This is a genomic window from Streptomyces adustus (assembly GCF_009377175.1).
GTDB classification, from domain to species: Bacteria; Actinomycetota; Actinomycetes; order Streptomycetales; family Streptomycetaceae; genus Streptomyces; species Streptomyces adustus.
Genome location: NZ_VJZD01000017.1, coordinates 1 through 14,362 on the forward strand (window position 1 = coordinate 1; position 14,362 = coordinate 14,362).

General features: G+C 72.7%; 15 protein-coding genes. 9 read left to right on the top strand and 6 right to left on the bottom strand.

What is annotated here, in order from left to right:
* Positions 1–43: 43 nt before the first annotated feature.
* Positions 44–2,428 (top strand): beta-L-arabinofuranosidase domain-containing protein, encoded by a 2,385-nt coding sequence (locus FNH09_RS06480; RefSeq protein WP_152885786.1) that lies wholly within the window; start codon positions 44–46, stop codon positions 2,426–2,428.
* A 61-nt stretch (positions 2,429–2,489) separates the two neighbouring features.
* On the opposite strand, the gene FNH09_RS06485 is transcribed toward FNH09_RS06480, so the two are convergent.
* Positions 2,490–2,966 (bottom strand): hypothetical protein, encoded by a 477-nt coding sequence (locus FNH09_RS06485; protein WP_152885787.1) that lies wholly within the window; start codon positions 2,964–2,966, stop codon positions 2,490–2,492.
* 144 nt (positions 2,967–3,110) lie between these two features.
* Between FNH09_RS06485 and FNH09_RS06490 the strand changes: the two genes are divergently transcribed.
* Positions 3,111–3,494 (top strand): hypothetical protein, encoded by a 384-nt coding sequence (locus FNH09_RS06490; RefSeq protein WP_152885788.1) that lies wholly within the window; start codon positions 3,111–3,113, stop codon positions 3,492–3,494.
* A 67-nt stretch (positions 3,495–3,561) separates the two neighbouring features.
* On the opposite strand, the gene FNH09_RS06495 is transcribed toward FNH09_RS06490, so the two are convergent.
* Positions 3,562–4,167: a hypothetical protein gene (locus FNH09_RS06495; protein ID WP_152885789.1), complete on the bottom strand. Its 606-nt coding sequence runs from the start codon at positions 4,165–4,167 to the stop codon at positions 3,562–3,564.
* A gap of 209 nt (positions 4,168–4,376) precedes the next feature.
* Positions 4,377–5,561 (bottom strand): anhydro-N-acetylmuramic acid kinase, encoded by a 1,185-nt coding sequence (locus tag FNH09_RS06500; RefSeq protein WP_162468190.1) that lies wholly within the window; start codon positions 5,559–5,561, stop codon positions 4,377–4,379.
* 490 nt (positions 5,562–6,051) lie between these two features.
* Here FNH09_RS06500 and FNH09_RS06505 point away from each other — a divergent pair, with 490 nt between their 5' ends.
* The 4 genes from FNH09_RS06505 to FNH09_RS06520 all read left to right on the top strand — a co-directional run bounded on the left by FNH09_RS06505 (position 6,052) and on the right by FNH09_RS06520 (position 9,042).
* A complete protein-coding gene (locus FNH09_RS06505; RefSeq protein ID WP_152885836.1) occupies positions 6,052–6,333 on the top strand; it encodes an SHOCT domain-containing protein in 282 nt (93 codons plus the stop codon).
* Between the two features lie 160 nt (positions 6,334–6,493).
* Complete coding sequence (locus tag FNH09_RS06510) at positions 6,494–7,489, top strand: Acg family FMN-binding oxidoreductase (protein ID WP_162468191.1); 996 nt, start codon at positions 6,494–6,496, stop codon at positions 7,487–7,489.
* A gap of 232 nt (positions 7,490–7,721) precedes the next feature.
* The gene (locus FNH09_RS06515) at positions 7,722–8,009 is read left to right on the top strand and encodes a DUF1876 domain-containing protein (protein WP_152885790.1); all 288 of its coding nucleotides are present in this window, start codon (positions 7,722–7,724) and stop codon (positions 8,007–8,009) included.
* Between the two features lie 112 nt (positions 8,010–8,121).
* Positions 8,122–9,042, top strand: a complete 921-nt coding sequence (locus FNH09_RS06520; protein ID WP_152885791.1) for a pyridoxamine 5'-phosphate oxidase family protein — start codon at positions 8,122–8,124, stop codon at positions 9,040–9,042.
* 153 nt (positions 9,043–9,195) lie between these two features.
* Here FNH09_RS06520 and FNH09_RS06525 read toward each other — a convergent pair whose 3' ends face one another.
* The gene (locus tag FNH09_RS06525; protein ID WP_152885792.1) at positions 9,196–10,266 is read right to left on the bottom strand and encodes a zinc-dependent alcohol dehydrogenase family protein; all 1,071 of its coding nucleotides are present in this window, start codon (positions 10,264–10,266) and stop codon (positions 9,196–9,198) included.
* Positions 10,267–10,443: 177 nt separating this feature from the next.
* On the opposite strand from FNH09_RS06525, the gene FNH09_RS06530 reads away from it, so the two are divergent.
* Both FNH09_RS06530 and FNH09_RS06535 read left to right on the top strand, forming a co-directional pair.
* The gene (locus FNH09_RS06530) at positions 10,444–10,815 is read left to right on the top strand and encodes a VOC family protein (protein ID WP_152885793.1); all 372 of its coding nucleotides are present in this window, start codon (positions 10,444–10,446) and stop codon (positions 10,813–10,815) included.
* Between the two features lie 183 nt (positions 10,816–10,998).
* Positions 10,999–11,739, top strand: coding sequence for a L,D-transpeptidase family protein (locus tag FNH09_RS06535; RefSeq protein WP_152885794.1), 741 nt, complete (start codon positions 10,999–11,001; stop codon positions 11,737–11,739).
* Between the two features lie 69 nt (positions 11,740–11,808).
* On the opposite strand, the gene FNH09_RS06540 is transcribed toward FNH09_RS06535, so the two are convergent.
* Positions 11,809–12,267 (bottom strand): Fur family transcriptional regulator, encoded by a 459-nt coding sequence (locus tag FNH09_RS06540; protein WP_152885795.1) that lies wholly within the window; start codon positions 12,265–12,267, stop codon positions 11,809–11,811.
* A gap of 82 nt (positions 12,268–12,349) precedes the next feature.
* Positions 12,350–12,559: a DUF2180 family protein gene (locus tag FNH09_RS06545; protein ID WP_162468192.1), complete on the bottom strand. Its 210-nt coding sequence runs from the start codon at positions 12,557–12,559 to the stop codon at positions 12,350–12,352.
* A gap of 315 nt (positions 12,560–12,874) precedes the next feature.
* Here FNH09_RS06545 and FNH09_RS06550 point away from each other — a divergent pair, with 315 nt between their 5' ends.
* A complete protein-coding gene (locus FNH09_RS06550) occupies positions 12,875–14,347 on the top strand; it encodes a 3-hydroxybutyrate oligomer hydrolase family protein (RefSeq protein WP_152885797.1) in 1,473 nt (490 codons plus the stop codon).
* The last annotated feature ends 15 nt before the right edge of the window (positions 14,348–14,362 follow it).

Genomic DNA, 14,362 nt, shown 5'->3' on the forward strand with positions numbered 1-14,362 from the left:
CCGCTCACCCCCCGAACCCCCCACTCCCGACTGGAGAAGCCGTATGGCTATCGCCCGGCGACAGTTATTGCAGACCGGAGGCCTCGCCGCCGGTGCCCTGGCCGTCGGCGCCCTGCTCCCGGCGCCGCCCGCGGCCGCGGCGGCCGGTCTCGCCCCGGACGCCTTCACCCGGCTGCCGCCCGGCAGCATCACCGCCCGCGGCTGGCTCGCCGGCCAACTGCGGTTGCAGCTGGCCGGACTGTGCGGACGCTACGCCGAACGCTCCCACTTCCTCGACCTGTCGACCAGCGGCTGGGCCCACCCCGACCGCGACGGCTGGGAGGAACTCCCCTACTGGCTGCGCGGATACGTCCCCCTCGCCATCGCCACCCGCGACTCCACCGCCCTCGCCACGGCCCGCCGCTGGATCGACGCCGTCCTCGCCACCCAGCAGAGCGACGGGTTCTTCGGCCCGCGGGCCCTGCGCACCGCGCTGAACGGCGGCCCCGACTTCTGGCCCTTCCTGCCCCTGCTCCAGGCGCTGCGCACCTACGAGGAGTACACGCACGACACCCGGATCGTGCCGTTCGTCGGCCGGTTCCTGCGCTTCATGAACGCCCAGGGGGCCGGTGCGTTCGATTCGAGCTGGGTGTCCCTGCGCTGGGGCGACGGGATGGACATCGCGCTGTGGCTGTACCACCGTACCGGTGAGGCCTATCTCCTCGATCTCGTCGACAAGATGCACGCCTGGGGCGCCGACTGGACCGGTCCCCTGCCCAGCGCGCACAACGTCAACATCGCCCAGGGCTTCCGGGAGCCCGCGCAGTACGCCCAGCGCTCCGGCTCCGCCGACCTGACCCGGGCCGCGTACCGCACGTACGAGCAAGTCCTCGGCGGCTACGGGCAGTTCCCCGGCGGCGGGTTCGCGGGCGACGAGAACATCCGGCCGGGATTCGGCGACCCGCGGCAGGGCTTCGAGACCTGCGGCATCGTCGAGTTCATGGCCAGCCACGAGCTGCTGACGCGGATCACCGGCGACCCCGTGTGGGCGGACCGCTGCGAGGAGCTGGCGTTCAACCTGCTGCCCGCCGCTCTCGACCCCGACGGCAAGGGGGTGCACTACATCACGAACGCCAACTGCGTGGACCTGGACGACGTCCGCAAGACCGAGGGCCAGTTCCAGAACGGCTTCGCCATGCAGTCGTACCAGCCGGGGGTCGACCAGTACCGCTGCTGTCCGCACAACTACGGCATGGGCTGGCCCTACTTCGGCGAGGAGCTGTGGCTCGCGACCCCGGACGGCGGGCTCGCCGCCGCGATGTACGCGCCCAGCAGCGTGACGGCGACCGTCGCGGGCACGGCGGTCACCGTCACCGAGACCACGGACTATCCGTTCGACGAGACCGTCACCCTGACCCTGTCCACCCCGCGCGCCGTCGCGTTCCCGCTGCTGCTGCGGGTGCCGGGCTGGTGCACGGCGCCCGTGCTGCGGGTCAACGGCGCGGCGGTCGACGCCCCGGCCGGGCCGGCGTTCGTGCGGGTCGCGCGCACCTGGCAGAACGGGGACCGCGTCACCCTGACCCTGCCGCAGCGCACCACGATCCGCGGCTGGCCCGGCAACCGGGACGCGGTGAGCGTCGTGCACGGGCCGCTGACCTACGCGCTGAGGATCGGGGAGCGGTACGACCGGTACGCGGGCGACGACACCTTCCCCGAGTACGCGGTCCACGCCACGACGCCCTGGAACTACGGTCTGGTGCCCGGCACTTCACCGGTACTGCACCGCGCCACCGGACCGCTCGCGGCCAACCCGTTCACGCTCGGGACCACTCCGCTGACGCTCACCGCCGAGGCCCGCCGGGTCCCCGAGTGGGTCGCCGACGACGAGCACGTGGTCGCTCCGCTGCAACAGAGCCCGGCCCGGGCCACGGGGGCCGTGGAGCAGGTGACGCTCGTCCCGATGGGCGCGGCCAGGCTGCGCATCACCTCGTTCCCGACCGCCTCCCCGGACGGTCGTCCGTGGGTGCCCGAGCCGCCGTACCGGCGCGTGCTCAACAAGCACAGCGGGAAGGTGCTCGGGGTCGACGGGATGTCCACGGCGAACAGCGCGCGGGTCGTGCAGTTCGACGACAACGGCACCGGGGACCACGCCTGGCAGTTGGTCGACAGGGGCGAGGGCTGGTTCCTGGTGCGCAACGGCCAGAGCGGCAAGGTGCTCGGCGTCGACGGCATGTCGACGCAGAACAGCGCCCACGTCGTGCAGTACGAGGACAACGGCACCGACGACCACCTGTGGACGCTGGTGGACCGGGGCGACGGCTGGTTCCTCGTGCGCAACCGGCACAGCGGAAAGGTCCTCGGCGTGGACGGGATGTCGACCCAGAACAGCGCCCAGGTCGTGCAGTTCGACGACAACGGCACCGACGACCATCTGTGGCGGCTGCTCTGAGCGGGCGACGTCCTGTTCTCCTCCCGCCGGAGGAGAACAGGACGCCTTGGGGCGGTGGACCTCAGCCGGCGAGGAACACCCGGCAGGTGCTGGAGCGTTCGAAGACCGCCCCGGTGACCTTGGGGAGTTTTGATCCCTTCGCCCGGACGTAGGCCGGACCGGAATCCGGCGTGAAGCCCGCGTCGATGACCTCCGTCAGCACCTCGTCGGGGGTCGTCCTCCCGGCGGAGGCGAGCCGGTTGTCCCGGACGAACGCCGCAACAGCGTCGCACGGCACCGAGAACTGGACGTTGAACGGGTATCCGTCCAAGGCCTTGAGGGCACCGTAGGCGATGTCCTCGGCCCCCTCGGGCAGGCGGACGCCGTAGTCGGACAGGGCCTGGTCGAGGCTGACGTCGGCGGCGTCCGACGGAGACTCGTGCGGGAACGGCCCCGCGTGCTCGGCGGAGCGCAGGCCGCCCGGATCACAGGCGGCCAGGCTCCCGGCCAGCAACATCCCCGCGATCAGCCCCGGCATGCGGGTCGGTCGGTGGAACAACGATGTCTCCCCTCACCGGTGATGCGCGTGGGTCGATCCGCATGCAGACTGGCCGTAGAGGTCCGACAGTGCTGCGACGGCGCGGACCCGGTCCGTGCCACCGGAGCGAGAGGTCGCGACGACCTCGAGACGCCGGAGGTGTCCATGTCCCGTCCCACGATCTCCCGCCGGGTCAAGCTCGCCCTGGCGACCGGTACCGCCCTTCTGCTCGCCTGGGCCCTGCCCACCTCGGCCTGGCCCGCCGCGGGCGACGTACAGGTCGTACTCGGCCAGCCCGGGGAGGATTCCATCCTGCTCGCTCCGCGACTGGTCGTGAACAACCCCCAGGACGGCCACTGTTACACCGTCCTCCAGCTGTTCCCCAACGCTCCCGAGGGCAACTACTTCCGTTCGGTGGCCAATTACACCATCAGGCCCGTCTCCGTGTACGAGAACAGCACATGCACCGGGACTCCGTACGGCGGGTCGGCCATGTCGTACGCCATAGGTGTGACCGGCGCCCCGCTTCATTCCTTCAGGGTCGGCTGAGACCCTCCGTAAGAGCTCCGCACACGACTCCCGCATCCGCATCCGCATCCGCATCCGCATCCGCAGGTCACGGTCGCAGACCCGCATTCCTGAGCGTGACCGCGGACAATGCGGTGATGACCTCCTGATCCCCGCGCCGCCAGGCGTCCGCGAGGCCACCGGGCGGTGCGGGAATCACGGCGAGTGCACGCTGCGGCCCGGTGAGGGCGCGCAGGGCGAGCAGGTCCGCGCCGCCCGGTGCGTCGAGCAGCCGGCGAGTGGTGGCGCTGCGCCTGATCCAGTGCAGCCGCGGCGGGAGCCACAGCACCAGGACGAAGGCCACCGGGAGAACGATCAGGGCGACCGTGGTCAGTGTGGCGACCTGGCCCACGGTGTCCTGCAACGACCGGCCGGCGTCGGACAGGCCGTTGCCGGCGTCGGCGGCGGCCAGGAGCGGCTGCTTCAGGGAATCCCCGACGAACGGCACCTTCGAGGCCGCGTCACCGGCGTCGTTGAGACCGCCCGCGAGCGCGTCGCCCGCGTCCTGCGCCTTCTGGCCGGGCTCCGCCAGGAGCATGATCACGTGACGGACGGCCAGGGCGAACCACACCGCGGCCGCGATCAGGACCAGGGCGATCAGGTCGGCGAGCACCTGGCGGCTCCGACGCACTGGGGTCTGGGCATAAAGACGCATGCGTGTGCTCCTGTTCCGGCGGTGACATCGGGACGGTCCGGCTCTGGGCGGGCCGGGGCGTTCGCGGTGGCTGTGGCGGGATCGGGCCCATGGTGGCATTCCGTCCCAGGTGCCGGAAGTACGGCGCCCGGACGCATGCCCCGGCTCGCTGACGGCGGCCCCCGCGCCTCCGGGCGCACGCTTCGACCCGCTGACAGCGGCCCCGCGCCTCACGCTCGGAGTCTCGGGCCGATCCGCAGTACCCGGGGCGGGTGCCCGGCCGGTTCGGGCAGGCGCAGCGGTGACCGGCCCGGGGTGACCGTGCCGAGCAGGGTCGCCCGACGGGCTCCGGTGCCCGACGGCAATGTGCCGGGCAGGCCGTGCATCGTGAGGAATCCCAGGATCGCGAAGGCCAGGGCCTCCTTCGCGTCCGAGGGAAGGCCCAGCTCGTGACTGGGGCGCAACGGCACATCGGGCAGTTCCTCGGCGATCATGCGCATCAGCACGGGGTTGCGCACACCGCCGCCGGACACGACGAGCTGGGTGGCGCCGTGGGCCCGGCACGCGTCGGCGACGGTGACCGCGGTCAGCCGGGTCAGGGTGGCCAGTACGTCGTCGGGGCGGGGCGCGGGCAGCACTGCTTCGAGGGCCCGTTGCAGATAGGGCAGATGGAAGTACTCCTTGCCGGTGGTCTTCGGGGCGGGCCTGCGGTAGTAGGGGTCGGCCAGGAGGACACGGAGCAGCTCGGGACGCGTCCGGCCGGCCGCGGCCCCTCGCCCGTCCGCGTCGTAGGCATGGGCGCCGCCGGTGAAGTGCCGTACGGCCGCGTCCAGGAGCGCGTTGGCGGGGCCGGTGTCGAAGGCCAACGGGTCGGTGCCGGGCGCGAGCACGGTGATGTTGGCGATGCCTCCCAGGTTGAGCGCGGCGGGTGTGCCGGGCAGGCCGCGCAGCAGCAGGGTGTCGGTCATGCCCACCAGCGGGGCTCCCTGCCCGCCCGCCGCCACGTCCCTGCTGCGCAGGTCGGAAACGACGGGGAGGCCGGTGGCCTCGGCGATCCAGGCGGGCTGGCCGAGTTGGAGAGTGCCGTGCACGGCGCCGTCCTCGACCCAGTGGTGCATGGTCTGGCCGTGCGAGACGACGAGGTCCGCCCTGCCGTCGCACAGGTCGTGCAGGGCGCGTTCGGCGGCGGCCGCGAAGGCCTGGCCGATGCGGGTGTCCAGGGTGCAGACGGCCCGGGTGGTCGTGGTGGCCGGCGGCAGCGTGGCGGCGATCAGGTCGCGCACGGCGTCGGGGTAGGGGGCGGACAGGTGCCCGATGGGGTGCAGGTGCAGGACGTCGCCGTCCAGGGCGAGGTCCGCGGCGGCGGCCTCGATGGCGTCGTACGAGGTGCCCGACATCAGGCCGATCACCCGCACGACCGCTCCCCTTCCCTCTGCCGCACGGGCCGGGCGACGGGAACCGGCCGCGACAGGACCCTTGACCGGAACGGTGGTTGTGAGCGGGGCCGGGACCCCGTCGGCTGTTGCGGCGTGAACTGTGGGGCGGGCCGGGGCACTGACTGCGACGACGGGTGCGGCATGGCGTCTCCGTGGGGGAACGTCCGTGGCGGTCAAAGGGGGACGCGGCGAGACCCGACGGGGGCCGTGTCACCGTGCCCGCCCTGCAAGCGTGCCGTCACTTCCGGCCGACGGCCGCCGTGACACGGCCGGGATCCGTGCCCGGGCTGCCGTGTCCGTGGCGGACCCCGACGGTTCCGGTCGCCCCGCGAGGCCGGGACCATCGGCCCGGCACCTCGTGCCCGACGGCCCATGACGTGCGGCGGCGGCGGGACGACAATGGAGGTGCGACGCCGGGAGGACGGGCGCGTGGCCCGGGTCCGGCGGCCGCCTGGAAGTGGGTGACGTGATGTTCTGGTACGGCCATGATCCCGGCGGATGGGGCTGGTTCGGCATGTCGATCGGCATGATCCTCTTCTGGGCCGCTCTCATCACCGTCGGCGTTCTGCTGTTCCGGGCCCTGTCCCGGCCGTCCGGCACCGGGGCGGCGGGCCACCGCCCCCCGTACCGGCCCGGCCCCGAGCAGCTGCTCGCCGAACGGTTCGCCCGCGGGGAGATCGACGAGGACGAGTACCACCGCCGTCTGGACGTCCTGCGCGGCACCGGCGGCACCCGGCTCGACAAAGCCTGAGCCGGCGTCCGCGGGGTGCCTGCCGAGGCGCCGGGCGACGCCGTCCGACGGCCGCGCGTGGCCCGACCCCCGGTGCCATAGTGGGAAGAGCGCACAGGTGGAGGAGACGGAAGCCGCCTCCACGTGGACGAACGGTCGGCCCTGGAGGGAGGCAGGTCCGTTGTCGGTACGCACACTCGACCCGAAGACCGTGACGGCCCTGGTCGCGGACGCCACGTCCGCGCCCTCCATGCACAACGCCCAGCCGTGGAGGTTCCGCTTCCGGCGCAAGGACGGCGCCTTCGAGGTGTACGCGGACCTCGACCGCGCCATGCCCCACTCCGACCCCACCACCCGCGCCCTGCACCTGGGCTGTGCCGCCGCCGTGTTCAATCTGCGCGTGGCCGCCGCGCACGCGGGCTGGGAGCCCGTCACCCGGCTGCTGCCCGATCCGGCGGACCCCAGCCTGATCGCCGAGGTACGGCTGGCCGGTCCCACGGCCGCCGACGACGACCTCGCCGCGCTGTATCCGGCGATCCGCCGCCGCCGCACCAGCCGTCACCCGTTCACGGACGAGGAGATCCCCCAGGCCGTCAAGGACACCCTGAGCGGTGCCGCCGTGCTGGAGGGCGCCCAGCTGGTCTTCCCCGGGGCCTGGCACGTCCGGACACTGCTGCACCTGGTCCACGACGCCGAGGGACGCGACGACCGGGACTCCGCCGCCGCCGAGGAACTGAGCCGCTGGACCCGCGTGGGCGCACCGGCGGCCGGAGAGTCGGGCGACGGGGTGCCGGAGGACGCCTTCGGCCCGCGACAGCGCTTCGGCCAGGCACCCGTGCGTGACTTCGCCGGCCGGCACCCCGTGCCCGGCCGGGAGACCGCCGTGTTCGAGGAGACACCGCAGCTCGCCGTGCTGGGCACCCAGGACGACCGGCCGCGGGACTGGCTGGCGGCGGGCCAGGCGCTGGAGCGCGTACTGCTCCAGGCCACCCTCGACGGGCTCGCCACCTCGCTCACCTCCCATGCCCTCGAATGGCCCGAGCTCCGCTGGACCGTACGCGACCCGGAATCGGCGATGGGCTTCGTCCAGATGGTCCTGCGGCTCGGCTACGGCCCCTCGGGGCCCGGGACGCCCCGGCGCCCCGTGGACGAGGTGCTCGACATCGAGGGCGACTGACGGCATGGCGTCGGCCTCCGTCTCGTACGAAGCTGGATACGACGGACGGGCGCGGCGGTGGACCGCCGCGATGAGATGCCCGGTCCACTCGGCGCCGGGGCCGCCCCGGACGGCTCCGGCCCCCCGACAGCACCCGTCCGGACCGCACCGGACCGGACAGCACCGGACCGCACCGGTCGGCTTCCGTCCGCATCGGATCGCACCGGTCCGCATCGAGCCGAGGAGGAGAGCCATGTCGCATACGTTGGAATGGAAGGTCCGTATTCATCTGTACGAGGACGACACGGGAACGACCAAGGCACAGCTGGTGCTGGACACCGGCTCGGGCGAGCTCACCGCCCTGGGCACCGCGCACTGCAATCCCGCGGACGAGGACGTGCCGCGGATCGGCGACGAGCTCGCCGCGGGCCGGGGCCTGAGCGACCTGGCACGACAGCTGCTGAAAGCGGCCGAGCAGGACATCCAGGGCATGGGCGTGCCGGAGCCGGGCGACCGGCAGACCGCCGGGTGGCCCGGCTGACCGGCGGCCGCGCACCGGCCCCCCAGCTCCGGGTGTCCGGGGCGATCACCCCCTGCGCGCCGCCGCGCGCGGCACGTCGGGAACAGCACCACTCTCAGGGAAGGGCGGCGTCATGAGGGCTCACGTCGGCGATCGGCTGGTCATCGAGAACATGACGACCGAGGGCACCGTACGCGACGGCGAGATCGTCGGGCTCCACCACGAGGACGGGACGCCGCCCTACGACGTGTACTGGTCGGACACCGGCGAAATAACCCTGGTGTTCCCCGGGCCCGATGCGCACATCCGCCCGCTCGAACACGGGCAGCCTCCACCCGCCCAGGCTCCACACCCGGCCGACGGGGACATCAAGCCGGCCGGGTACGAGGCCGCCGCACTGCGGGTTCCCCGCCCCGGTGACATCGGCCGACGCGTGATCGTCGAGCGCCGGAAACGGGGGCTCAGCCGTGAGGAGACGGCCCAGCGGGCCCGGATGTCCCCCGCCTATCTGCGGTACCTGGAGGAACAGCCCGCCGACCCGGGGGTGGCGAGCCTGATCAGGCTCGCCGACGCACTGGGCACCACGGTGACCTCCCTGCGCGGCGGCGACGCGGATCTGCCGCCGGGCCAGGGCTTCGCCCTGCTCCATCCTCAGCTGCGGGACCTCGACACGGAGGAATGCCGTGCGCTGCTCTCCACCCACGGTGTGGGGCGCGTCGCGGTGTGCGCACCCGACGGCCGCCCTGCGGTCGTCCCGGTCAACTACGCGGTCGTCGACGACGCGATCGTCTACCGGACCGCGCCGCATTCCACGCCCGCGGCGGCTGTCGGGGCGGAGGTCGCCTTCGAGGTCGACCACATGGACGAGGCCCTGAGCAAGGGCTGGAGCGTCCTCGTGGTCGGTCCCGCGAGCGCCGTGACGGCTCCCGACGCGGTGCGCCGGCTCACCGAGCTGGCCCCCGGCACTCCGTGGGCGGGCGGCGTACGCGAGATGTGGGTGTCGATCCGGCCCGAACGCCTCACTGGCCGCCGCATCACCGCGGCCCCGGGATGACCGCGGCCCCCGGATGACCGCGACCGTCGGATGACCGGGCGCGGGTCACCGGGCAGCGCCACGGACTGACTCCGACGGGCCCGACACCGTTTCCCAGGGCCGCCTCAGGCCGTCTCAGGCCGCTTGAGGCCGCTCGGACCGCTTCAGGTCGCCTCAGGCCGCCCGCACGGCGACCTCGTCGTGCGTCGGCTCCCCGAGGACCACCTTGAGGGCGCCGGTCTCGGCGGCGCGGGCGAAGACGTCGTACGCCTCCTCCATCTGGTCCGGCAGGAAGGTGTGAGTCACGAGCTGTGCCGTGGGCAGCCGGCCGGCGGCCGTCATGCTCAGCAGGGTGGGCGTGGAGTGGGTGTCCACCAGGCCGGTGGTGATGGTGACGTTCTTGCTCCACAGGTCTTCGAGGTGCAGCACGGCGGGTTCGCCGTGGACGCCGATATTGGCCACCCGGCCGCCGGGCCGCACCATGCGCGTGCACAGCTCGAAGCTCTCCGGTTCGCCGACCGCCTCGATGACCACGTCCGCGCCGAGTCCGTCGGTGAGGTCGGCGACCAGTTGCTCGGGAACCTCGCCGGCCTCGGCCACGGCGTCGGCGCCCAGCCGTCTGGCCGCCTCCAGTCGCGATGCGGCCAGGTCGACGGCGATGATCCGCTCGGGCCCGAACAGACGTGCCGTGGCGATCGCCGCGAGGCCGATGGGACCGGCTCCGACGACGGCGACGGTGTCGCTCGGGCGGACGTGCCCCTTGCGGACGCCCACCTCGTACGCGGTCGGGAAGATGTCGGCGAGCAGGACGGCGTCCTTGCTCCCGACCGCGCCGGGCAGGGCGTACACGGACAGGTCGGCGAAGGGGACGCGCACGTACTCGGCCTGGGTGCCGTCGATCAGACGGCCGAGGATCCAGCCCCCGCCGCCCCGGCACTGGCCGTAGGCGCTCTCGCGGCAGTAGCGGCAGCGGCCGCAGGCGCTGATGCAGGAGACCAGTACACGGTCGCCCGGACGCACGGTCCGCACATCGTCGCCCACCTCCACGATCTCGCCGACGGCCTCGTGTCCCAGGACCGTTCCGGGCTGGACCTCTGGGAGGTCACCCTTGAGGATGTGCAGGTCGGTGCCGCAGATGGTGGTGGTGTCGACCCGCACGACGGCGTCGGTGGGCTCCTTGACCTCAGGGTCGGGGACATCCGACCAGGCGGACCGTCCGGGGCCGTGGAAGACGAAGCCTTTCATGACGTCCCTCACCATCCATCGCTCGAATGACGAAAATGCCCTATAAGGCCATTCTCTCCGGCATTCGCCCGCTTCGTCACTCGTACGGTCGGCCGCTCGTACGGTCGCGGAGGAGCGGGAGGCCGGCGGGCAACGGTCCGAGGCACCCGCCGTCGACCGTCGGGCACAATCTGCGACATGCCTCTGTCGCTGCATCACATCGTCATCGACACCCATGATCTGCCCTCGCTGGCCCGGTTCTGGGCCGAGGTACTGAACTGGCGGATCCTGTCCGAGCGTGAGCGGGAGGTGGTGATCGGGCCGGAGGAGACCGGCCCGGTGGGCATCTGCTTCATGCCGGTGACGGACCGCAAGGTCGTCAAGAACCGGCTGCACCTCGATCTGACGTCCGCCGCCGAGGACCGGGAGGCCGAGATCGAGCGCATCCTCGCGCTCGGCGCCCGCCGGATGGACGTCGGGCAGCGCGGCGACGAGTCGTGGACCGTGCTGGCCGACCCGGAGGGCAACGAGTTCTGCGTGGTCCGCCCGAAGACGAACCTGATCACCTAGGGTTCGACCCGAAGCCGACAACGACGCGTACGGCCAACGGCTTTGCGGGAGTCGCGATTAGGCCGGTTGCCTTGGTGCGGATGCGCCTCGCCCTCGTCCCGCCGCAGGATCCTGGACATGCGGACATCCCCTGGTACCCGGTCCCCGGTTCGGCGGCGGCTGCGCGTCGGTGCGCGTCGAGCCATGGCCGCGTCCGCGGCCCTCGCCTGCGGCGTCCTGCTCTGGGGAACCGCGGCCTGCGCCCCCACCACCGAGCCCCCGGGCCCCGGCGGAGCACCGGCGAGCAGACTCCCGGCGGCGGGTTCACCCCGTCCGGCCAGTCCGGCCAGTCCGGCCACGGACCTGCGTCCTGAAGGCATCGGGGAGCGGATGTGGCAGCAGGTCCCGGCCGCCACCCGTCAGCTGGTCGTCGTCTACGGCGACGACCGGGACTCGCCGGACGGTCTCGTCGCGCTCTACGAGAAACAGGGCACGGCCTGGGAGCGGACAGGCGGTTGGCCCGCCCACAACGGCAGGAAGGGCTGGACGACGGACCATCACATGGACGACGAGCGCACTCCCGTCGGGGTGTTCACCCTGACCGACGCGGGAGGCGCGCGCCGTGATCCGGGCAGCCGGCTGCGGTACTGGTACGACGACCACGCCTACGCGTCCATGACGATCCAGACCGAGGCGCACGCCCATGACTTCGACTACGTCATCGCCGTCGACTACAACCGGCGCACGGGCGTCCCGCCCTTCGACTGGACCCGGCCCGAGGGGGTGGAGCGGGGCGGCGGCATCTGGCTGCACCTGGACCACGGTGACGGCACGTCGGCGTGTGTCACCCTCCCGGAGCCGGGGATGCGGACACTGCTGCGCACCCTCGATCCCGAGAGCCGTCCGGTCGTGGTGATGGGCGACCGGGAACGCCTCGGGATCTGACACCCGCGGGTCGGGGTCGGCACGTGCGGAGGCGGCAGCGGGTGATCACGCGGGTCCGGCAGCGGGTGGTCAGCCGGACACGGATCCGGGCGCGCTCTCGGCGGACGCCTTCTGGCACTCCGCGCACAGCCCCCACCAGGTGATCTCGGCCTCGTCGACGGCGAAACCCCGCTCCTGCACCGGAGCGAGGCACGGAGCCGACCCCACGGCGCAGTCGATGTCCTCGATGCGGCCGCAGCCGCGGCAGACGAGGTGATGGTGGTTGTCACCGACCCGCAGCTCGTAGCGGGCGGGTGAGCCCGCCGGTTCGATGCAGCGGACGAGTCGCGCCCTGGCCAGGTCGTCCAGGACGTTGTAGAGACCCTGTCGCGAGAGTCCGCCGCCCGATGAGCCGGTCCCGCCGATCCTCGTCTCCAGTTCGGCCGCCGTGGAGTGCGGATGGCCGCGCAGCGCGGTCAGGACGGCTCGCCGCTGTGTCGTGCTGCGCAGCCCCTTGCTCTTGAGCAGGTCGCCGGCCGACTGCTCCATGCCCGACTCACACTCCTCGTATCCGTCGCGTCCCGTTCGTCACCGTACAACCCGTGTCGCCCCGGCCGGATCGGCCGGGCGGTCAGCGGGCGAGCTCGGCCGTGCGGCAGGTCGCGCAGACCAGGCGCCGGGCCGCGACGGGGCTGGTCCGGGGCACCACGCCGATGGGCCGCTGGACACCGGCGCCCACGATGCGGGCGTGATCGCGGCAGACGAACAGGCCGCAGCCGGTGCAGGCGCCGATGCCGGCCGTCGTACCGCTCCCTTCCTGGGTGCAGTCGAAGCAGTGCATGGTGAACTCCGTCGGTTGTCGGCCCACGTGAAGTGAGTGGTTTCGAGTGACTGGCGCCGCCGGCGGCAGACCGGGGCGATCGCGCCGGCGCGCACAGGACATGCGGGGGAACCGGACACCGCTGCGGGACCTCACCCGTCGGCCGTCCGGTGAAGACAGACTAGCCCGCTAGTTTGGACAGAGTCAAAACTAGCCACTGCCCATGGCGTCCGACCCTTCAGTCCGGACCTCCGGCATGGTGGGCCCGCACATGTTCCGCACGGTGATCGCGCCTCTAGCCTCCGGCCTGTCCCCCACTCGACCCGGAGGAATCGGATGCCCGCAGCGCACACCGTCACCACCCCGCCCCGTGAACGGCCCGGACGGCCCGTACGACCCGGTCGGCGTACCGCCCTCGGCGCCCTGTCGCTCGCGGCCGTGTGCGCGCTCCTGCCCACGGCCGCACCCGCAGCCGGTGCGCAGGCGACGCCCGAGGGCCACTGCGCCGCACGCGCCCTGATCCACGTACCGGGCGCGGCCCTTCAGCAGGCCGACTGCCTGGAGGAACTGACCACGGCCGGGACAGTGGCCTCCGGCCACACCGACCCGGCCGACTTCGCGGGGCTCACCCCCCGGGATCTGCCCACGCCCAGTGGCGTTCCGGGCATCCAGATCGACGGCTACTTCCCCGACTCCTCGACCACGAACACCAACCACGGCTGGAACCACGACGCGCAGTTCGTCATCCGGCTGCCCGACCACTGGAACGGCGGACTGGTGGTCTCCGGGACACCGGGCAACCGCGAGCAGTACGCCAACGACCGCGCGATCTCCGACTGGGTGCTCTCCCGCGGCTACGCCTACGCCGCCACCGACAAGGGCAACACCGGACTCGCCTTCTACCGCGACGGCGGCAGGCCCGGCGACGCCATCGCCGAGTGGAACACCCGCCTCACCCAGCTCACCCGGGCCGCCCGCGCGGTCGTCGCGCAGCGCTACCACCGGCCCCCGGCCCGGACCATCGCCACGGGCATCTCCAACGGCGGCTACCTGGTGCGCTGGCAGTTGGAGAACCACCCAGAGCTGTACGACGGCGGAGTGGACTGGGAGGGCACGCTGTGGCGCGCCGACGGTCCCAACCTGCTCACCTTCCTGCCGTCCGCGCTGCGCGCCTACCCCGTGTACGCCGCCGGCGGCCCCGGCGCCGCGGACGCCCTGGAGGCCATGCACCGGGCCGGGTACCCGGCGGGCTCCGAGTTCCTGTGGCCGTACCACGAGCAGGTCTACTGGGACCTGACCCAGCGCATCTACCGCGAGGAACTCGACCCCGGCTTCGACGGGGCCATCGAGGCGGGCACCCCGTTCTGCGCCTCGGGCACGCCGGGCTGCGACGCCGACTACTCCTACGCCACCCGGCCGGAGCGGGTGCACCGTGCCGTCGGCCGCATCGCCCTGACCGGCCGTATCGGCAAGCCGCTCATCACTCTCCAGGGCACCCTCGACGTGCTGCTGCCCATCGGCCGGGACTCCGACGTCTACGCCCGTATGGTGCACGACGCCGGGCGTGGCGCGCTGCTGCGCTACTACCGGATCGAGGACGGGACGCACACGGACTCGCTCGTCGACGTCTTCCCGGACCGGCTGCGCCCCATGGTCCCCTGCCACCGCGCCGCGTTCACCGCCCTGGAACGGTGGCTGGGCGGGGACGGTCTGCCGCCGGCGGACCACACGGTCCGGCGGCCGGCCGGAGCGGATCCCGCGACCCTGCTGGCCGACTGCCCGCTGGACCGGACGGTTTCGTCCGGCTGACGGGCCGACGACCGG

Bases quoted from the DNA above. Each gene is read 5' to 3' on its own strand.
- FNH09_RS06480 (WP_152885786.1), top strand. From the start codon at position 44: ATGGCTATCGCCCGGCGACAGTTATTGCAGACCGGAGGCCTCGCCGCC.
- FNH09_RS06490 (WP_152885788.1), top strand. From the start codon at position 3,111: ATGTCCCGTCCCACGATCTCCCGCCGGGTCAAGCTCGCCCTGGCGACC.
- FNH09_RS06495 (WP_152885789.1), bottom strand. From the start codon at position 4,167: ATGCGTCTTTATGCCCAGACCCCAGTGCGTCGGAGCCGCCAGGTGCTC.
- FNH09_RS06505 (WP_152885836.1), top strand. From the start codon at position 6,052: ATGTTCTGGTACGGCCATGATCCCGGCGGATGGGGCTGGTTCGGCATG.
- FNH09_RS06515 (WP_152885790.1), top strand. From the start codon at position 7,722: ATGTCGCATACGTTGGAATGGAAGGTCCGTATTCATCTGTACGAGGAC.
- FNH09_RS06520 (WP_152885791.1), top strand. From the start codon at position 8,122: ATGAGGGCTCACGTCGGCGATCGGCTGGTCATCGAGAACATGACGACC.
- FNH09_RS06525 (WP_152885792.1), bottom strand. From the start codon at position 10,266: ATGAAAGGCTTCGTCTTCCACGGCCCCGGACGGTCCGCCTGGTCGGAT.
- FNH09_RS06530 (WP_152885793.1), top strand. From the start codon at position 10,444: ATGCCTCTGTCGCTGCATCACATCGTCATCGACACCCATGATCTGCCC.
- FNH09_RS06535 (WP_152885794.1), top strand. From the start codon at position 10,999: ATGGCCGCGTCCGCGGCCCTCGCCTGCGGCGTCCTGCTCTGGGGAACC.
- FNH09_RS06540 (WP_152885795.1), bottom strand. From the start codon at position 12,267: ATGGAGCAGTCGGCCGGCGACCTGCTCAAGAGCAAGGGGCTGCGCAGC.
- FNH09_RS06545 (WP_162468192.1), bottom strand. From the start codon at position 12,559: ATGCACTGCTTCGACTGCACCCAGGAAGGGAGCGGTACGACGGCCGGC.
- FNH09_RS06550 (WP_152885797.1), top strand. From the start codon at position 12,875: ATGCCCGCAGCGCACACCGTCACCACCCCGCCCCGTGAACGGCCCGGA.